18 protein-coding genes are annotated in these 17,695 nt (G+C 67.6%); 13 read left to right on the top strand and 5 right to left on the bottom strand.

Translation table 11 applies throughout. The features are described from left to right. The first annotated feature begins 1 nt into the window (after position 1). The 10 genes from FHP08_RS08285 (at position 2) to FHP08_RS08240 (ending at position 10,716) form a co-directional block, all read left to right on the top strand. Complete coding sequence (locus tag FHP08_RS08285; protein ID WP_147703978.1) at positions 2–1,552, top strand: type II and III secretion system protein family protein; 1,551 nt, start codon at positions 2–4, stop codon at positions 1,550–1,552. 14 nt (positions 1,553–1,566) lie between these two features. Beyond that, positions 1,567–1,854: a hypothetical protein gene (locus FHP08_RS08280; protein WP_147703977.1), complete on the top strand. Its 288-nt coding sequence runs from the start codon at positions 1,567–1,569 to the stop codon at positions 1,852–1,854. A gap of 97 nt (positions 1,855–1,951) precedes the next feature. Then, a complete protein-coding gene (locus FHP08_RS08275; protein ID WP_187272224.1) occupies positions 1,952–3,229 on the top strand; it encodes a pilus assembly protein TadG-related protein in 1,278 nt (425 codons plus the stop codon). Beyond that, positions 3,160–3,741 carry a TadE/TadG family type IV pilus assembly protein gene (locus FHP08_RS08270; RefSeq protein ID WP_323808894.1) on the top strand — a complete coding sequence of 194 codons (582 nt, stop codon included), beginning with the start codon at positions 3,160–3,162 and terminating at the stop codon, positions 3,739–3,741. The genes FHP08_RS08275 and FHP08_RS08270 overlap by 70 nt, the downstream gene beginning before the upstream one ends. Continuing rightward, complete coding sequence (locus tag FHP08_RS08265) at positions 3,738–4,247, top strand: TadE/TadG family type IV pilus assembly protein (protein ID WP_147703974.1); 510 nt, start codon at positions 3,738–3,740, stop codon at positions 4,245–4,247. The genes FHP08_RS08270 and FHP08_RS08265 overlap by 4 nt, the downstream gene beginning before the upstream one ends. 19 nt (positions 4,248–4,266) lie before the next feature. Beyond that, positions 4,267–5,430, top strand: a complete 1,164-nt coding sequence (locus tag FHP08_RS08260) for an AAA family ATPase (protein WP_187272223.1) — start codon at positions 4,267–4,269, stop codon at positions 5,428–5,430. 28 nt (positions 5,431–5,458) lie between these two features. Continuing rightward, positions 5,459–6,814 carry a CpaF family protein gene (locus FHP08_RS08255; RefSeq protein WP_147703972.1) on the top strand — a complete coding sequence of 452 codons (1,356 nt, stop codon included), beginning with the start codon at positions 5,459–5,461 and terminating at the stop codon, positions 6,812–6,814. A 31-nt stretch (positions 6,815–6,845) separates the two neighbouring features. Next, entirely contained in the window at positions 6,846–7,820 is a 975-nt protein-coding gene (locus FHP08_RS08250; protein ID WP_147703971.1) for a type II secretion system F family protein, read from the top strand. 10 nt (positions 7,821–7,830) lie between these two features. After that, on the top strand, positions 7,831–8,781 hold the full coding sequence (locus FHP08_RS08245; RefSeq protein ID WP_147703970.1) for a type II secretion system F family protein: 951 nt from the start codon (positions 7,831–7,833) through the stop codon (positions 8,779–8,781). A 39-nt stretch (positions 8,782–8,820) separates the two neighbouring features. Then, complete coding sequence (locus FHP08_RS08240; RefSeq protein WP_147703969.1) at positions 8,821–10,716, top strand: LytR C-terminal domain-containing protein; 1,896 nt, start codon at positions 8,821–8,823, stop codon at positions 10,714–10,716. Between the two features lie 12 nt (positions 10,717–10,728). On the opposite strand, the gene FHP08_RS08235 is transcribed toward FHP08_RS08240, so the two are convergent. From FHP08_RS08235 to FHP08_RS08225, 3 genes are read right to left on the bottom strand one after another with little or no spacing between them, the layout of a single operon-like run. Next, positions 10,729–11,223: a GNAT family N-acetyltransferase gene (locus tag FHP08_RS08235; protein WP_147703968.1), complete on the bottom strand. Its 495-nt coding sequence runs from the start codon at positions 11,221–11,223 to the stop codon at positions 10,729–10,731. Beyond that, positions 11,220–11,492 (bottom strand): type II toxin-antitoxin system TacA family antitoxin, encoded by a 273-nt coding sequence (locus tag FHP08_RS08230; protein ID WP_147703967.1) that lies wholly within the window; start codon positions 11,490–11,492, stop codon positions 11,220–11,222. The genes FHP08_RS08235 and FHP08_RS08230 overlap by 4 nt, the downstream gene beginning before the upstream one ends. A gap of 60 nt (positions 11,493–11,552) precedes the next feature. After that, entirely contained in the window at positions 11,553–12,191 is a 639-nt protein-coding gene (locus FHP08_RS08225; protein WP_187272222.1) for a type II TA system antitoxin MqsA family protein, read from the bottom strand. Between the two features lie 105 nt (positions 12,192–12,296). Between FHP08_RS08225 and FHP08_RS08220 the strand changes: the two genes are divergently transcribed. From FHP08_RS08220 to FHP08_RS08210, 3 genes are all read left to right on the top strand, one after another. Continuing rightward, positions 12,297–14,747 carry a Tex family protein gene (locus FHP08_RS08220; RefSeq protein ID WP_147703965.1) on the top strand — a complete coding sequence of 817 codons (2,451 nt, stop codon included), beginning with the start codon at positions 12,297–12,299 and terminating at the stop codon, positions 14,745–14,747. 190 nt (positions 14,748–14,937) lie between these two features. Continuing rightward, positions 14,938–15,117: a BrnT family toxin gene (locus tag FHP08_RS18775; protein ID WP_225879095.1), complete on the top strand. Its 180-nt coding sequence runs from the start codon at positions 14,938–14,940 to the stop codon at positions 15,115–15,117. Next, complete coding sequence (locus tag FHP08_RS08210) at positions 15,114–15,461, top strand: BrnA antitoxin family protein (RefSeq protein ID WP_147703964.1); 348 nt, start codon at positions 15,114–15,116, stop codon at positions 15,459–15,461. Before FHP08_RS18775 ends, FHP08_RS08210 begins: the two co-directional genes overlap by 4 nt. Here FHP08_RS08210 and FHP08_RS08205 read toward each other — a convergent pair. After that, positions 15,392–16,855 (bottom strand): type IV secretory system conjugative DNA transfer family protein, encoded by a 1,464-nt coding sequence (locus FHP08_RS08205; protein ID WP_147703963.1) that lies wholly within the window; start codon positions 16,853–16,855, stop codon positions 15,392–15,394. The two genes, FHP08_RS08210 and FHP08_RS08205, sit on opposite strands and share 70 nt — an antisense overlap. A gap of 5 nt (positions 16,856–16,860) precedes the next feature. Then, positions 16,861–17,628 (bottom strand): hypothetical protein, encoded by a 768-nt coding sequence (locus tag FHP08_RS08200; protein WP_147703962.1) that lies wholly within the window; start codon positions 17,626–17,628, stop codon positions 16,861–16,863. Positions 17,629–17,695: the final 67 nt, after the last annotated feature.

Below are 17,695 nucleotides of genomic sequence, written 5' to 3'. Positions count from 1 at the left end.
CATGAATCGGCGTTCGAGGATCCTCACGCTCTCGCTGCTTGCGGCGCTTGCCTCGCCTGCGCTTGCGCAACAGAAAGCTGCGCCGGCCCCGGTTGCCAACGCGGCCGTGCCGTACGAAACGGCCGGTCCGGCCGAGATCGGCCCGGCCATGAACCTCACCATCGGGAAGTCCACGCTGGTGCGCCTGCCCGCGCCCATCTCGCGGATTTCGGTGGGCAACCCCACGGTGGCCGACGTCACCTTGATCAGCCCGCGCGAGCTGTACCTGCTCGGCAAGACCTACGGCTCGACCAACGTGATCATGTGGAGCCGCAACGGGCCCACCACGATCATCGACGTGTCGGTGGCCATCGATTCCGGGGCGCTCCAGGGCCGGTTGCACGAGCTGTTGCCCAACGAGAAAGGCATCGTGGTGCGGACCGCGGCGGATTCGGTCGTGCTGGCAGGCGAGGTGTCCAGCGCCGTGCAGGCCGAGTACGCCGTCTCGATCGCCGAGGCCTTCGCGCGCAGTTACGCGACGGGGCTGCAGGCGCCGATCACCGCCGGCAATCCGCAGGCACAGCCCGGGCAGGCGCTTGCGATCACCCCGTCCCGGCAACAGGGCATGGGCGGCGCCCAGCAGGGTCCGCGCATCGTCAACATGATGCGGATCGCCCAGCCCCAGCAGGTCATGCTCGAGGTCAAGGTGGCCGAGATCTCCAAGACGCTGCTCGACAAGCTCGGCGTGGGGATGGACGCCTCCCGCCTGGGCGGCGACTGGCGCTACAGCATCCTGAGCAATTTCCTCACCGATTCCGCCGGCGTGCTCGGCCTGACCACCGGCAGCGGCAACCGCTTCCAGCTCGACGCCGAGAAGCGTGACGGTCTGGTGCGGGTGCTGGCCGAGCCGAACATCGTGTCGATCAGCGGCCAGGAGGCCAGCTTCCTGGCGGGCGGCAAGATCTTCATCCCGGTCTCGCGCACCAATGTGGCCACCGGCATCCCCACGATCACGCTCGAGGAAAAGGAGTTCGGCGTGGGCCTGAAGTTCACGCCCACGGTTCTGGACGGCGGGCGCATCAACCTGCGGGTGGCGCCCGAGGTCTCCGAGCTTTCGCAGACCGGCTCGCCCTTCACCACGGTGGGGGGGCAGACCGCGATCCTGCCGAGCTTCACCACCCGCCGCGCCCAGACCACGGTGCAGCTGATGGACGGGCAGAGCTTCGCGATCGCGGGCCTGATCAAGAACAACGTGACCGAGTCGGTCAACCGCTTCCCCGGGTTGGGCGAGATACCGATCCTCGGCGCGCTGTTCCGCAGCAGCGAGTTCCAGACCGACCGATCGGAGCTGATGTTCGTGGTCACCGCACGCCTGGTGAAGCCCTTGCCGGCCGGCCAGCTCACGCTGCCCACCGACAACTTCGTGCCGCCCAGCCGCGCCGAGTTCTTCACCAACGGCCAGCTCGAGGGCAGCGGCCACCCCGACGTGCCGCCGACCGAGCGCCAGCAACAGCAAATGATGAACGAAGGGCCGACCACGCCAGCCGGCACCGGCGGCTTCCAGCTCAAGTGAAGGGAGTGCGAGCGATGAAACGGACGATTCCCGGAGTTGCCGTGCTCGCGGCCTTCGCGGCGCTGCTCGGCGGATGCGCGATTCCCGCCACGCCCAGCTACGACGCAAAGTTCGGCGAGGCGGTGCGCCAGGCCCAGGCGCTGCAGACCCTGAACCCCGACGCCGGCAAGAACAGCGACCCGGTGACCGGCATCGACGGCGAGTCGGGCAAGGCGGCGATCGATAGGTACCAGGAGAGCTTCCGCACGCCGCCGAGGAGCTTCGAGGTGTTCGACATCGGTGGTGGCCTGTCTGGGCAGTGAGTCTGGTCGCGGCTACGGGTGCTCACGCCGAGTCGCAGGAGTGGCAGCAATGAAGTGCGCAGTCGCCGCGAGGCGCTCACAGCGGGGATCGGTGGCGGTGATCACCGGCATCACGATCGCGGTGCTGATCGGCTTCCTCGGCATCTCGGTCGATCTCGGCCGGCTGTTTGTCGTGAAGGCGGAGCTGCAAACTGCGATGGATTCCTGCGCGTTAGCCGCAGCGTCGGGCCTGAGGCCGGGCATGAATGATGCCAATTCACTCGCTCGAGCCAGAGCCTTCGGCCGTGCGCCTGTTGATCCCGGAGCGACTTCGTCTTCTGGTACGGGGCGGGGTGAGAGCGTCAATCAGGTGAACTTTCAGGATGCGAACCTCGATCCGCAGAAGATCGAGTTCGCGTTCGGCAGCCGTCTCGATGACGTCAGGCCCTCCTGGACGGACGTCAACACGGCACGCTATGCACGATGCTCCTACCCGCTGGACGGCGTCGCTGTCTACTTCATGCGCGTATTGGGCGGGGCGACCGTCGCCAGCGTTGGTGCGACAGCTACGGCTACGTTGAAGGAGTCAATCGGGCCGTCCTGCATCTTCCCGGTCGCCATGTGCAATCTGGACGGAAACACTGACCCGGCACAGCGGTGGGGGCTTACGGCTGGTCAGTGGCAGCGAGCAGTCGAGAAGAGCAACGAATTTGGAAGTGGTCGATTTGGATGGCTCGATCTGAACGGTAATGCGAACGGCTCCGCCGAACTGAAGGAGTGGATTGGCGGCGAGGGGTATTGCGGGCCAGTGTCGGACGAGTTGAAGCCTGGCGCAAAACAAGGCGTTGAGGTTCAGTGGAACTCCCGCTTTGGTGTTTACAAGAAGGGGGCTGGCTTGCCTAGCGAGTCAGATTCTCCCCCCGACTTCACTGGCTATAGCTATCGGGACCTGACGAATGAAAACAAACCAGCCGATAACTGGGCTCCCGATGGCTGGGAGTCCGATCCCAAGCTGGTAATCAATGCGTTTCGCGGCACGGATCAGAACTCCAGAGGAGGGGCCACAGAGCCGAACTACGAAGGTACGTCGGCAAGTCGCGCCGCATTTCAGTACTCGCTGAATGGCTACGCAAAAACGGCCACCGATCACGCGAAGCACGGTAGAACCCGCAGGATTGTTCCAGTCCCGGTGTTCGATTGCACTTCGACGCCGGGTACCGCCAAGTCGATCAAGAACGCCTTCGCGTGCGTCCTCCTGGTGCACCCGATCTCGGTGCCTAAGGACGCTTCCATCGAGTTCCTTGGCCGTGCGGACGAAATTGAAGCATGCCGAAGCGCGGGCGCGGTGGGTGGGTCGACCGGCAGCGGCCCGTTGGTGCCGGTCCTGGTGCAGTAGTCATGGGTAGCGTGATTGTCAGGATGAACCGACGAGGTCGAGTAACTGGTGTCGCGGCTGTCGAGTTCGCGCTGGTTCTACCAATCCTCCTGATGATCGCCTTCGGGATCGCAGAGTTCGCGCGGGCCATGTACGAATACGATTCGCTCGTGAAGAATGTGCGCGCGGCGACCCGCTATCTGTCTACGGTCGACCCCTCACTGCAAGCGAACCGAGATCGAGCAATTTGTATCGTGAAAGCGGCTGATCCCTACGCTACTTGCTTTGTTCCGTCTCCCTCGACCAACCCTGCTCCGGCGCCTTGGCTACAGTCTCTGACTGCCGCCCAAGTCGATGTGTTATGGGAAGGGAACTCGCCCGGGTTGCAGAGTGTCCTTACGGGCCAAGGTTCGGTCGACATGGTCGCTGTCGTACTTCGGAACTACCAGTATCGGAGCTTCTTGTTGCCGTTTGTCCCCGCGGTCACGACCTTCGATCCGATTGCGGCGTCTATGGTGAGGCTCGGCGCATGAAGATCAAGCGACCGGGATCGGTTCCAGCCACGTTCAAAGGCGATGCATCTCGACAGACTGGCGCGACAGTGGTGGAGTTCGCCCTCGTCGCGATCATTTTTCTCTTCCTGTTGATCGCCATAACGGATCTGGGACGCTGGTTTTTCACGGCAAACGCAGCCTCCGAAGCTGCCCGACTCGGCGCCCGGCTCGCGGTAGTGTGCAGTCCTGCCTCCTGGTCGACCAGCTTGGTTGCGAAGATGCAGGCATTCGTTCCGACTCTGCAGCCGGCGAACGTGACATTCGAGTCCTTCCCGTCAAATAGTTGCGATCCCTACGGCAGTGATCCGGCGACGGTTTGCACGGGTGTCAGTGTGACCGTCAGCGGAGTCACTTTACAGCCGATCTCGCCATTTTTTCCCCAGGTATCCATCCCTCCGTTCAAGGTGACTCTGCCGCGGGAAAGCATGGCGACATCGCTGTCCGAGGTGTCCGGCGGACCGAGCGTGAATTCGGTCTGCAATTGACCCGTACAAGTAGAGCAAGATGACACTACGCGTTCTCCTCCTCGCCCCCACCACCGAAATGCTCTCGATGCTGTCGAGCGCATTGCCGCCGCGCGGTGAGGCCACGCAGATCGCTTCGCAGATCGGCGGCGCGGCCGAGCTCAGCGCCGCGATCCTGCGCGACGAGGTGGACGTGGCGGTGGCCGAGCTGCCCATGGTGGGCGATGCGGAGCTGTCGCTGATCGAGGCGACGCTGGCCTCCCACCCGCGCACCACGCTGATCCTGGTCTGCAACGACAATTCGTCGGAGTTCCTGCTGCGCGCGATGCGTGCGGGCATCCGCGAGATCGTGTTGCCGAACTCGCCGGCCGACTCGCTCGCCAAGGCCTTCGAGCGACAGCTCGATCGCCACGCGACGGCCGCCGGACCGGCGCGCAAGGCGCGCACCATCGCCTTCCTCTCGGCCAAGGGCGGCGGCGGCGCCACCTTCCTCGCCACCAACCTGGGCTTTGCGCTGGCCTCGCGCGAGCGCAAGGTGGCGTTGTTCGACCTGAACCTGCAGTTCGGCGATGCGTCGCTCTTCGTGTCCGACCAGCGGGCCACCCGCAGCATCGCCGACGTGGCGCGCGAGATCGGGCGCCTGGACCCGGCGTTCCTCGAAGCGAACATGATGCATCCGCAGACCGGCTACTGCGTGCTCGCGGCGCCCGAGACGCCCGAGCGGGCCATCGACGTGAAACCGGAAACGGTCGAGCGCATCTTCGGTCTGGCCCGCACGCGCTACGACTTCGTGCTGGTCGACGTGGGCCGGGTGCTCGACAAGGTCACCGTGCGCGCGCTCGACGAAGCCGACACGATCTACGTGGTGATCCAGTCCACGCTGCCTTACCTGCACAACGCCAAGCGCCTGATCGGCGTGCTGACGGGCCTCGGCTACGACCGCGACAAGATCAAGGTGCTGCTGAACCGCTACGTGAAGAGCGACGAGATCGGCGTGACCGAGATCGAGAAGACGCTGGGCGCAAAGGTCGAGATCCAGGTGCCCAACAGCTATGCGGCGGTGGCCTACTCGATCAATCACGGCCTGTCGCTGACGAAGCATGCGCCCCGGGACCCGGTGGCGCGCAGCCTGGCCGACATGGCCTCCACGCTGGCGCCCGATACGGGGCGCCGCGGCGGCTGGTTGCGCGGCATGTTCGGTTGATACAGGACCCACCAGGAGCATCCGAAGCATGTCCTCCCTGCGCGACAACCTCCAGGACGTTCAGGTCGCTGCCGGCGTGACGCGGCCGGCTGCGGCCGGCGACGCCGCGGGCGGCGCCTACCGCAAGATCGCCAGCGACCTGCACCGGCAGTTGCTGGACCGGATCGACCTCGACGTGATGGGCAAGCTGCCGCCCGATCGCCTGCGCGAGGAACTGCGGCTGCTGGTCGAGAAGTTGATCGGCGAGGCTGGCCTGGCGCTGAATGCCAACGAGCGCAAGCAGATCGTGGCCGATGTGCAGAACGAGGTCATGGGCCTGGGTCCGCTCGAGTCGCTGCTGGCCGACCCCACGATCTCCGACATCCTGGTCAACACCTACAAGACCGTTTACGTGGAGCGGCGCGGCCAGCTCGAGCGCACCGACGTGCGCTTTGCCGACGATGCGCACCTGCTGAAGATCATCGACAAGATCGTGTCGCGGGTGGGCCGGCGCATCGACGAATCCAGCCCCATGGTCGACGCGCGCCTGCCCGACGGCTCGCGGGTCAACGCGATCATTCCCCCGCTGGCTATCGACGGGCCGCTGCTGTCGATCCGGCGCTTCGCGGTGGTGCCGCTGAAGGTCGACGACCTGGTCAAGTTCAAGTCCATGACGCCGCAGCTCGCCGAGCTGCTGGGCGCCATGGTCAAGGCCAAGCTGAACGTGCTGATATCGGGTGGTACCGGTTCGGGCAAGACCACGCTGCTGAACATCCTGTCTTCGTACATTCCGGCCCGCGAGCGGATCGTGACCATCGAAGACGCGGCCGAGCTTCAATTGCAGCAGCCGCACGTGGTTCGTCTGGAGACCCGCCCGCCCAACATCGAGGGCAAGGGCGAGATCACCCAGCGTTCGCTGGTTCGCAACAGCCTGCGGATGCGCCCCGACCGAATCATCCTGGGCGAGGTGCGCGGCGGCGAGGCCTTCGACATGCTGCAGGCGATGAACACCGGCCACGAGGGCTCGATGGCCACGGTGCACGCGAACACGCCGCGCGATGCGCTCACGCGCCTGGAGAACATGCTGGGCATGGCGGGCATGACCATGCCGCCCAAGGCCATGCGCCAGCAGATCGCCTCGGCGATCAATGCGGTGGTGCAGGTGTCCCGACTGTCCGACGGCAAGCGCAAGATCGTGAGCCTGTCCGAGATCACCGGCATGGAAGGCGACATCATCACGATGCAGGAAATTTTCGTGTTCCATCAGACCGGCATCAACGCGGACGGTTCGGTGGCGGGGCACTTCAAGGCGACCGGCGTGCGGCCGAAGTTCCTGGACCGCATCAGGGCCTTCGGCATTGCCTTGCCGGACACGCTGTTCGACCCCAGCCGGACTTACGAATGAGCGGCGCGCGGGCAAGGAAGGGGGAGCGCTGATGGATCTCGGCCTGAGCATGTTCATCCTGGTCACCTTCGTGGCCGTGGTGCTGCTGATCGAGGGCGCCTACCTGCTCTGGAACGACACCAAGGGCCCGGAGGTCGAGCGCCTGGAGAAGCGGTTGCGCAGCCTGTCGGCCGGCCAGCACGGCACCGAGGTCGGCTCCTTGCTCAAGCAGCGCCACCTGAGCGACACGCCCTGGGTCGACCGGCTGCTGCTTGCGTTTCCGCGCGTGTCCTCGCTCGACAGGCTGTTGGTACAGGCCGGGTCGTCGATGACCGTGTCGCGCTTCATCCTGGTGACCCTGCTGGCGGGCGCGGCCACCTTCCTGGTGCTGCTGGTGCTCCGCGCGCCCTTCTTCTTCACGCTGATCATGGCGGTGTTCGCGATGCTGGTGCCGTTGCTGCTCGTGCTGCGGATGCGCTCCAAACGCCTGAACAAGTTTGACGAGCAGCTGCCCGAGGCGCTGGACTTGCTTTCGCGCGCGCTCAGGGCCGGTCACGCGTTTCCGTCGGGCATGCAGATGGTGGCCACCGAGGCCGCCGACCCGATCGCCAGCGAGTTCCAGATCACCTTCGAGGAGATCAACTACGGCGTGTCGGTGGGCGACGCCATGCTCAACCTGGCCACCCGCGTGCCCAGCATCGACCTGCGCTACTTCGTGATCTCGGTGCTGCTGCAACGCGAGACCGGCGGCAACCTGTCCGAGCTCCTCGACAATCTCTCCAACCTGATCCGCGAGCGCTTCAAGCTGCTGGGCAAGATCCGGGTGCTGTCGGCCGAGGGCAAGCTGTCGGCCTACATCCTGATCGGCCTGCCCTTCGTGACCGCGGGAATGATCTTCCTGGTGAACCCGCAGTTCATGAGCGTGCTGTGGACCGACCCGGCCGGCCTGTCGATGGTGTTCGCCGCCGTCGTGATGATGATCCTGGGCGCCTTCTGGATGTGGCGCATCGTGAAGATCCGGGTATGAGAGCGCGGCCATGAGCAATGAACAGATTCTCTACCTTGGCCTGATCTTCGTGGCGGTGGTCGCGGGGGTGATGGGCATCGGCATGGTGCTCACCCGCGGTTCCGACATGCGGCAGCGCCTGCGTGGGCTGGGCGGCGAGACGGTGCTCGAGCAACCGCCCGAGGCGAGCGCCTGGACCGAGAGGGTGGTGAAGGCCGCAGCGCCCGTGGCCAGGCTGGCGACGCCCACCAGCGAAGAAGACGTCTCGAACCTGCGCGCACGCTTCCTGCACGCGGGCATACGCTCGACTTCGGCTCCCGTGCTGTTCTTCGCGGCCAAGGCTCTGCTCGCCCTGCTGCTGCCCATGCTGCTGGTGTTCTTCAGCCGCAGCTTCGACTGGAAGCTGAGCACGCAGGTGTCCACCGCGCTGCTGCTGCTGTGCGCGGCCATCGGCTACTACCTGCCGAACGTGGTGCTGTCGCGGATGACCGCGGCGCGGCAGCTCAACCTGTTCGAGGCCTTTCCGGACGCGCTCGACCTGATCATCGTGTGCGTGGAGGCCGGCCTGGGGCTGGACATGGCGATCAACAAGACCGCCGAGGAAATGAAGCTGCGCAGCCCCGAGCTGGCCGAAGAGCTCGAGATGATGGCGCTCGAGCTGCGGGTGGGCTCCAGCCGCGAGCGCGCGCTGCGCAATCTGGCCCTGCGCACCGGACTGGACGAGATCTCCACGTTCGCGACCATGCTGATCCAGGCCGACCGCTTCGGCACCAGCCTGGCCGAGTCCCTGCGGGTGCACGCCGACATGTTGCGCACGCGGCGCCGGCTGCGCGCGGAAGAGGCGGCGGCCAAGATTCCGCTCAAGCTGCTGTTCCCGCTGATTTTCTTCATCTTTCCGTCGCTGCTGCTGGTGCTGCTGGGCCCGGCAATGATCCAGATCTACCGGATCATGCTGCCGACCATGGCCGGTACCGGTGGCTGAGCGCGAAGTTGCGAACCGAGATTCCAAAAGGGGGCTGATATGAACGCCAATCGTTATCCGCTTCTCCTCGGCGCCTGCGCCGTCGCGCTGATCACCGGCTGCGCCCAGACCGGGATGCAGGGCGACTCCAGTCAGGCCGCCGCGAGCAAGGCTGGCGCGCTGCGGGCCAAGGTCGAGCCGGTGTATCGCGTCCAGCAGCCCGTCGGCACCGCCGCCGGCCAGTACGCGGTGGGTCGGATCGACCTGGGCGAAGGCCGGCACGAAGCCGCGATCCGGCGCTTCAAGGCCGCCTTGCAGCTCGACCCCACCTTCGTCGAGGCGCACAACGGCCTGGGCGTGGCCTACGGCCAGATCGGTCGCTTCGCGGAAGCCGCCGAAGCGTTCCGCGCGGCGCTGGCGTCCGGGCCTGCGCAGGCGCATGTGATGAACAATCTGGGCTTTGCGCAGTTCAAGGCCGGGCAGCTGGACGAGGCCTGGATCTCGCTGCGCCGTGCCTACGACCTGGATCCGCAGAACGCGAAGACGCGTGAGAACCTGGTGATGCTTGCCGAAGCGCGGCAGTTGGCGGCCGCGCAGGCCGTGAAAGCGCCGGTTGCGGTCGCGCCGATGGCGGTCGCTGCCCCGACGGTGCCCGCTGCGCCAATTGCCGCGGCGCCGGCTACGGCCGTCGCACCGGTAGCAGCTGCTGCTCCGCTTGCCGCCGCCGCACCGGTCGAACAAACCCCGGCGCCGATCGTGGCCTCGCAGCCAGCGGAGATTCAGACTGCGCCCATCGTGGCGTCCAGGCCGGTTCAGGTCGAGCCTGCGCCGATCGTGGCTTCCGCGGCGGCGATGCCTTCCGCTTCGAGCGTCGCAGAGGTGCCGGCAGAGCCTCCCGCACTGGCCGCGGCCGTGCCGGTCGTCGCAGCGCCGGTGGCGGCAACGCCGGTGGCAGCAACGCAGGCAGTGGCGGAACCCCCAGTCGCCTCGCCGCGGCCAGCGGTCGCGTCCGTGGCGCCCACCGAGTCTGCCCCGCCCGCCGCGGCGCTGGTCGCCGTGGCCCAAGCCAAGGCGGCACGGGTGCTGGGCGAAGCCCCGAACCCGCGCGCCTACGAGATCGTGGTGTCCCGTTCCAGCGATACCGAGCTGGTCCAGCTCACGCCGGGGGTCTACGAGTTGCGCAGCAACGCGGTGGCGATCGCTGCGCCGGCCGTCGCCGAACCCTTGGCGCGTGCCGCGAGCCCGGAGCAGCGTCCGGCGAGCCGCGTCGCGGTCAGGACGCCGGCCACGCCGTCCGCGAATGCGGTCGCGACCGCGCCGCAGGTGGCGGTCGCCCCGGTGCGCACCTATCGCATCGAGGCCCGCGTGGCCACGGTGCCGGAGCAGCCCGCGGTTCGCCCGGTGGCCAAGGTCCCGGCCGCGCCCAAGGCGCTGGCGCCGCAGCCGCTGGCATCGCTGAAGACGGTGGCCGGCCTCGAGGTCAGCAACGGGGTGGGCCTGCGCAGTCTGGCCGGCCGCACCGCCCGCCAGCTCGAGCGTTTCGGCGCGTCGGTGGCGCGCGTGTCGGACTATCGCACCTACGGCAAGGGCCGCACCGAGATCCATTACCTGGCCGGACATGCGGCCGGCGCGAAGGCGCTTCAGCAGCGCCTGCCGGTCGAGGCAAGGCTGGTCGAGGTGTCGAAGATGCACCCCGGCGTGAACGTGCGCCTGGTGGTCGGTCGCGACATGGTGGCGGGTCCGGTGGCGTGGTGGAGCGAGGATCCTGCGGTGGCCGAATCGGCGACCATGGCGCGGGCCGAGCAACTGGCGCCGCCCGTGATCGGACTCGCGCCGGCCGTGTCGGGGGGCGTCGAGGCGTCGCTGGCCATCGCCGCGCCGCGCGGCGTGGAGTTGAAGCCGTTCGCCGCGAAGGTGGCTCGGGTCGATGTCGAGGATGGGTGGCGGTATCTGTAGCCGCCTCGGCTCTCAAGGTCTGACGGTGCTTAGCCGTAGCATCAGCGTCATCGGGTGTTGCGGGGATTCCTGAAACCCGTAGTGCTCGTAAAACCGCTTGGCACTTTCGTTAAGCGCGTGAACGAGCAACGCTCGCACGCCTGCGTTGTGCGATATGGCCACTGCCCGATTGACGGCGTCTTGAAGCATGGCACCCCCGAGTGCCATGCCTTGCGCACGCCGATCGACCGCGAGCCGCGCTAACACCATCACTGGAATGGGATCCGGCATGTTCCGCCGCACGCCGCTCGTTGCTGTCTGATGCGTTACGGCACCTGCCGCCATTGCGTAGTAGCCGCGAACGCGGTCGTCCGTATCCGTGACGACGAAGGTACGACTGGCCCCGCTCGACTGATTGGAGCGTGCGCGGCGCTTCAGCCACTCGTCCAGACTGGATTCTCCGCAAGCGAAGTCGTCCAGGAAATGCGCGTCGGCGAGCGGTTGGGGTGCGCTCAGCTGCGCTTTCATGCAGGCTTGGTGTCCCAAGGCGGCTTCACCGCCATGAGGCGCGCGAGCCCGGCATTCGGGCCGGGAGGCGCGTCGAGCATCGCGGTGAATCGCCTGAACTTCTCGGCATCCAGACCGAAAAACACCTGATCCAGCACTACTGCCTTGGCGCGCTCGCAAGCCGCTTCGAGCATGAAGTCGGAACGATTCTTGCCGAGCAAGCTGGCAGCGTGATCGATCAAGTCGCGCTGCTCGGGCAATGCTCGGAGGTTGATGGCGGCGTCACGCAAGGTTTTCCCCTTGATGTGTATTCATAAGATATACAAAGATAGTATGATGTATATCAATTGTCAATACGCTCCTCGGTCGTCTGCTGCGTCGAACATCGATCGATTGCTCGCTGGGTCGATGGCCGCGTGCATGCCACCCTTTTGTCTGGAAACGGGGATCTCCGGGAGTTCGACCTCGTTCTCGCCTTGCCGGAAGTCCTGCATCTGATCTGCGTAAGTGCGGGCCTCGGGCAGCAATTCAGGGTGGCTCGCGAGCAACGCGAAGAGCGTCGTGACCGCAGCCACGGGCGTTGCGGTGCCGGTCTCGTAGCGGGAAAACGCATTATGTCCGCCGCCCGCCAGCACGGCCGCTTCGATCTGGCTGAGTTGCAGTCTCTGTCGCGCTTCACGTAGCCGGGTGCCGATGGCCCGGGACCGTTCCCGGGCTGCCAGCACCAGGTCGTCGCCGGCGGCCACCCATCGTTTCATCGAGTCCGTCGATTCATCGAACTCGATTTCCGAGCAGGCGGGGTTCACGCAAAACCACCCGCTGATCCTGGGCACCGTGGTCTGCAGGCCGCGGCGTCTGACCACGACATCGCGGGTGTCGTAGGTGGGGTTCGGCGTTCTGCACTCGCGGCATGCGGCCGGTGCTGATTGGCGGATCTTCATCTCGTTGCTCGATTCTTCCCGGCGGTCGGGCGGGGGCTTGACCTTCATGATATTACCCCTAAAGGGTATTTGCATGGTGTTCTTGGCCGCGCCCCGAGTGCACGACCATGGCAGAATCCGCCCCTTCCCGAATCAGCCACTGAGCCGACCCAGATGGACGCCCGCAAGCTCGACCCCGCCACCGCCGCCCGCATCGTTGCCCGCATCGCCGAGGAGCTCTCGATCCGCCCGCAGCAGGTGACCGCGACGGTGGAGCTGATCGATGGCGGCGCCACCGTCCCCTTCATCGCGCGCTACCGGAAGGAGGTCACCGGCGGGCTGGACGACACGCAGCTGCGCACGCTCGACGAGCGCCTGGTCTACCTGCGCGAGCTCGAGGAGCGGCGCGCGGCGATCGTGGAGAGCATCGCCGGGCAGGGCAAGCTCACCGACGCGTTGGCCGCGCAGATCGCGGCGGCCGGCACCAAGCAGCGGCTGGAAGACCTGTACCTGCCCTACAAGCCCAGGCGGCGCACCAAGGGCCAGATCGCGAAGGAGGCAGGCCTGGAGCCGCTGGCCGATGCGCTGGTGGCCGACCCCACGCTGGACCCGCAGGCCGAGGCGCAGAAGTACCTGCGCGCGCCCGACGAGAACGGCGAGCACGGCGTGGCCGACCCGAAGGCCGCGCTGGACGGCGCGCGCGACATCCTGGCCGAGCGATTTGCCGAGCGGGCCGACGTGCTGGATGCGCTGCGCGAGCGCATGTGGACCGAGGGCTGGATCGCCGCGAAGGTCTACGAGGGGAAGGAAGCCGAGGGCGAGAAGTTCCGCGATTACTTCGACCACGCCGAGCCGATCGCGCAGGTGCCCTCGCACCGGGCGCTGGCGCTGTTCCGCGGCCGCCAGCAGGGCGTGCTGTCGTTGAAGCTGCAGCTCGAAGCCTCGCTCGAGGCGCAGCTGCCGCATCCGAACGTGGTCAAGCTTGCCGGTATCGTGAGGCTGGCCGAGTCGGTGCGCAATGCGGCGCGTGCGGCTGCCGCGGCGAAGGCCGGCGGCGCCGATGCGGCCAGCGCCGTGGCCCGTCCGGCCGACGCCTGGCTGGCCGAGGCATGCCGCTGGTGCTGGCGCGTGAAGCTGCTGCCGCACCTGGAGACCGAGCTCTTCGGCCGCCTGCGCGAGGCCGCCGAAGCCGAGGCGATCAAGGTCTTCGGCGCCAACCTGAAGGACCTGCTCCTTGCCGCGCCGGCCGGCCCGCGCGCCGTGATTGGCCTCGATCCGGGCATCCGCACCGGCGTGAAGGTGGCGGTGGTCGACGCGACCGGCAAGCTGGTCGACGCGGCCACCATCTATCCGCACGAGCCGCGCCGCGACTGGGACGGCTCGATCGCCGCGCTGGCGAATCTCGCGCAGAGGCACAAGGTCGAGCTGGTCGCGATCGGCAACGGCACCGCCTCGCGCGAAACCGACAAGCTGGCCGCCGACCTGATCAAGCGCCACCCCGAGCTGCGGCTGCGCAAGCTGGTGGTATCCGAGGCGGGCGCCTCGGTCTATTCGGCCAGCGAGCTGGCCGCGAAGGAGTTCCCCGATCTGGACGTGAGCCTGCGCGGCGCGGTGTCGATCGCCCGCCGCCTGCAGGATCCGCTGGCCGAGCTGGTCAAGATCGACCCCAAGTCGATCGGCGTGGGCCAGTACCAGCACGACGTGAACCAGCGCGCGCTGGCCCGCCAGCTCGACGCGGCGGTCGAGGACTGCGTGAACGCGGTGGGGGTGGACGTGAACACCGCGTCGGCGCCGCTGCTCGCGCGGGTGTCGGGCCTCACCGGCACGGTCGCGCAGCGCGTGGTGGACTTCCGCGATGCGAACGGCGCCTTCGCCAGCCGCGAGTCGCTGAAGCAGGTGCCGTACTTCGGCGACAAGGCCTTCGAGCAGGCGGCCGGCTTCCTGCGTATCCGCGACGGCGAGAACCCGCTCGACGCCTCCGCCGTGCACCCGGAGGCCTACCCGGTGGTACAGCGGATCCTGGAGAAGGTCGCGCGCAGCGCCAAGGAGCTGATCGGCAACCGCGAGGTGCTGCGCAAACTCGAGCCGAAGGCCTTCACCGACGATCGCTTCGGCGAGCCCACGGTGCGCGACATCCTGACCGAGCTCGAGAAGCCTGGCCGCGATCCGCGCGGCGAGTTCGTGACCGCGTCCTTCCAGGACGGCGTTGAGGACCTCAGGGACCTGCGCGAAGGCATGAAGCTGCAGGGCGTGGTCACCAACGTGGCCAACTTCGGCGCCTTCGTGGACATCGGCGTGCACCAGGACGGCCTGGTCCACATCTCCGAGCTGGCCGACCGCTTCGTGAAGGACCCGCGCGAAGTGGTCAAGGCCGGCCAGGTGGTGTCGGTGACCGTGCTCGAGGTCGACGTGACGCGCAAGCGGATCGCGCTGTCGATGAAGACCGGGGCGGGCGCGGGCCGCGGTGCGCGGGGCGCCGAGCAGGGCGCTCGCGGCGAGAGTCGCGGAAAGGCTTCCGGTCCGCGCAGCGGGGACTCCGGGCGGCGCTCCGGCGGGGGCGGGCAGTCGGGGAACGCCGGCGGGACCTTGCTGGGCGACGCGCTGGCCCGGGCGCTGAAGCGCTGATCGCCTTCGGGTCGAGAGACGTCAGGGGTACATCGGGCGGGATTCGCCGAGCGGTCTAGTCCATCGGCGCAATGGTGCTGCGCGCGGTCCGCGCGCTACGGTTGGCGTATCTCAACCGTACTCGGAGCGATCTTCGTTGCCGAACCGCCTCGACACATGAGCGTCGTCAAGGAGGACGAATGTCTATACAATAAATCCGTGCGTCGAGTGGGATCCCTGGAAGGCTGCGGCGAACCGGCGTGTCCACGGCGTGCGCTTTGCCGACGCGGCCACTGTGTTCGAAGACGAGTTCGCGCTGACATCGGGAGCCCGACGTCTATCGGATCATTTCCGCATGGAAGGCCAGCAGAAAACAGAGGGATCGATATGAAGAAGGTCGCCGCTGAACCCCGCCGCGAAATCGACTTCGGCCAGGCAACGCGCGGCCCGGTCATTCCCGCGCGTCCCGGCAAGGTCAAGCTCTCGATTCGTCTCGACACGGCCGTGGTGGACTGGTTCCGCGATCAGGCAGATCTGGCAGGCGGCGGCAATTACCAGACGCTCATCAACGATGCCCTCGTTGCCTGGATTCAGCAGCGATCGATGCTCGATGCAGTCAGGCAGGTAGTTCGAGAGGAGATTGTCGCGCCCGGTTCCCTGCGCGATCAGGACTCCCCCACCAGGCTCGCCAGCAGCAAGTCGTCCGGCGCCACCGACCCGATCGCCGGCCGGTAGCCCCCCGAGTCCGCTGGCCGCGTGTACATGCGCTGCGGCGCGGCCTTGGCGGGCAGCACCGCGCGGCTGCGGTCGTGGTACGGGTTGGCATCGAACATCCCGGCGAAGGCGGGATCGCCCAGGTAGTTCGGCAGCCGGGCCACCACGGCCTCGTCGCCGGCCAGCTGCAGCACCATCTCGTCGGGCGCCAGGTCGAGGACCGCGGCGCCGTCGGCAAATCCGGTCAGCGCCGACATGCCGTCGGCGGCCACCTGGTTCAGGGCTCCGAAGCACTGCAGCACGCGGCAGTTGTTGACCATGGTCTTCCAGTCGCGCGGGTAGAGCAGCTGGAGCTGACTGGCGTCCTGCCAGAAGCTCCAGGTCTGCAGGCCGTAGCCGCGCAGCAGGGTGACCGCCTGCCGCAACTGCGGCAGTTCGCCGAGCTGGGCGGCCTCGTCGAGCACGAACAGCGTGGACATGGGCGGCCGAGCGCGCCGGCGGGTGAAGCACGCGATCAGCGCGCCCAGCCACAGGCGCAGCAGACGGGCGTGCGACTCCAGCATGTGCGGCGGCAGCACCAGGTAGATCGACAGCGGGTCGCCGCGGGTGACCTCGTCCAGGTCGAACGAGGTCCGCGCCACGCTGGCCTGCACCAGGTCGCCGCGCAGGAAGTCGACCATCTCCTGCGCGAAGGAGATGATGCCGCCCAGCGTCTCCGCGGCGGCGATGTTCAGCATCCGCGCGATGCGGCGCACCTCCGGGTGGGCCGACTCGAGCATCCGCCCGGCCATGGCTGACGGATCTGCCGCGGCCGCGTTGATCATGTCGCGCGCCGCCATCAGGTTGCCCGCCCGGCTGTCGGCGTGCGCCTCGACCAGCACCTGCAGGATCGCGCCGATCGCCAGGTGCATGCCGCGGCTGGACCAGTAGCGGTTGCGCTCATCGCCGCCGGTGTCGTTGAGCGCCTGCGCGAGCACCGCCACCTCGTCCACCGCATTGGCCTGCGCGATGTCGATCGCGTCGAGCGGGTTCAGCGTGTCGGCCGGCTGGTCGGTGATCCCCATGGGGTCGATCACCACCACCCGCTGGCCCAACTCGCGCCGCCGGCGGGCGGTGATCGCCACGTTCTCGCCCTTGGGGTCGATGACGATCACCGGACCGGGGTAGCGCAGCAGGGCGGGCACGATGCAGCCGGTGCCCTTGCCGGCGCCGGTGGGCGCGATCGTCATCAGGTGGCCGTCGCCGCCCAGCAGGATCGGGTCGAGGTAGCCGGTGGCGGGCGAGCGGAACGGATGGCCGTAGGTGAAGCCGATCGGCCGGCGCGGATGGCGGCTCTCCAGCGACCAGCCCACCAGCAGACCGGGCTCGGGGACGCTGTCGGGCAGGCGCAGCTGCGATGCGGACACGAAGGGCATGACGCTCAGCCCTCGCTCTCGGGCAGGTCTTCCTCTTCGGACACGTCGCGCAGGTCGCGCAGCGGCGAGGCGTTGGTCCGCACCGGCAGCGCGTCGCTGGCCACCAGCGTGTCGTCTTCCATCGTGACGCCGCCTTCGCGAATCCTCAGCCGCGCCTCGAACAGCGAACCGCCGTAGGCGATGAGGCCGGTGGCGAGCAGGTCCTCGCCGTCGCGCGTCATCTCGATCGGCCGGACCTTGTCCGCCCACGGTACGTCCCGTTGCTGGTCCGCGCCCCGCAGCACCGGCGAGTCGGGCGACTCCACCGGCATGAACGGGCCCTCGTCGCCCCAGACACAGGCGCAGTAGAAGCGCAGGTAGTCGGGCCCCGAGCGTTCGGCATCGAGCGGGGCCAGCGGGCTGGGGACATAGCCCGAGTCGCCCGTTTCGCCCTCGAGGTACTCGGCCAGGTCCGCTGGCAGGCGACCGCCGTTCAGGTCGTTCAGCACCCGGCTCTCGCCGTCGATCACCCACATGAGGCCGGGGCCATAGAGGACGTCGAAGGTGCCGATCCGGCCCCGCGCGACCCGGGCTTCGCCCTCGATCAGCGCCCAGCCCGGATAGAAGGACAGCGGCATCGCGCGCAGCGCCTCGATCGGGTGGTGGGGCGAGAGGCGATCATGGCTGCGCGGCCGCGCGAGCAGCTTCCGCAGGCGCATCGTGAAGCCGGCGGCGTGGCCGGGCGTGAGCGCGCGCCAGGGGCCGGGCAACAGCGGGATCGAGGCGTCGGGCATCTGCGCGGGCTCCGTGGTACGGCGAACGACGGGGGGCGCAACAGGGCGAAGGGGATCCTTCGATTCT

Source organism: Zeimonas arvi (assembly GCF_008039575.1).
In the GTDB taxonomy this organism is placed as follows: domain Bacteria; phylum Pseudomonadota; class Gammaproteobacteria; order Burkholderiales; family Burkholderiaceae_E; genus Zeimonas; species Zeimonas arvi.
The sequence above is the reverse complement of the archived record's forward strand: the minus strand, read 5'-3'. Positions and strand labels throughout refer to the sequence as shown.

Coding starts and splice junctions, on each gene's coding strand:
- FHP08_RS08285 (WP_147703978.1), top strand. CDS start 2: ATGAATCGGCGTTCGAGGATCCTCACGCTCTCGCTGCTTGCGGCGCTT.
- FHP08_RS08280 (WP_147703977.1), top strand. CDS start 1,567: ATGAAACGGACGATTCCCGGAGTTGCCGTGCTCGCGGCCTTCGCGGCG.
- FHP08_RS08270 (WP_323808894.1), top strand. CDS start 3,160: ATGCCGAAGCGCGGGCGCGGTGGGTGGGTCGACCGGCAGCGGCCCGTT.
- FHP08_RS08265 (WP_147703974.1), top strand. CDS start 3,738: ATGAAGATCAAGCGACCGGGATCGGTTCCAGCCACGTTCAAAGGCGAT.
- FHP08_RS08260 (WP_187272223.1), top strand. CDS start 4,267: ATGACACTACGCGTTCTCCTCCTCGCCCCCACCACCGAAATGCTCTCG.
- FHP08_RS08255 (WP_147703972.1), top strand. CDS start 5,459: ATGTCCTCCCTGCGCGACAACCTCCAGGACGTTCAGGTCGCTGCCGGC.
- FHP08_RS08250 (WP_147703971.1), top strand. CDS start 6,846: ATGGATCTCGGCCTGAGCATGTTCATCCTGGTCACCTTCGTGGCCGTG.
- FHP08_RS08245 (WP_147703970.1), top strand. CDS start 7,831: ATGAGCAATGAACAGATTCTCTACCTTGGCCTGATCTTCGTGGCGGTG.
- FHP08_RS08240 (WP_147703969.1), top strand. CDS start 8,821: ATGAACGCCAATCGTTATCCGCTTCTCCTCGGCGCCTGCGCCGTCGCG.
- FHP08_RS08235 (WP_147703968.1), bottom strand. CDS start 11,223: ATGAAAGCGCAGCTGAGCGCACCCCAACCGCTCGCCGACGCGCATTTC.
- FHP08_RS08225 (WP_187272222.1), bottom strand. CDS start 12,191: ATGAAGGTCAAGCCCCCGCCCGACCGCCGGGAAGAATCGAGCAACGAG.
- FHP08_RS08220 (WP_147703965.1), top strand. CDS start 12,297: ATGGACGCCCGCAAGCTCGACCCCGCCACCGCCGCCCGCATCGTTGCC.
- FHP08_RS08210 (WP_147703964.1), top strand. CDS start 15,114: ATGAAGAAGGTCGCCGCTGAACCCCGCCGCGAAATCGACTTCGGCCAG.
- FHP08_RS08205 (WP_147703963.1), bottom strand. CDS start 16,855: ATGCCCTTCGTGTCCGCATCGCAGCTGCGCCTGCCCGACAGCGTCCCC.
- FHP08_RS08200 (WP_147703962.1), bottom strand. CDS start 17,628: ATGCCCGACGCCTCGATCCCGCTGTTGCCCGGCCCCTGGCGCGCGCTC.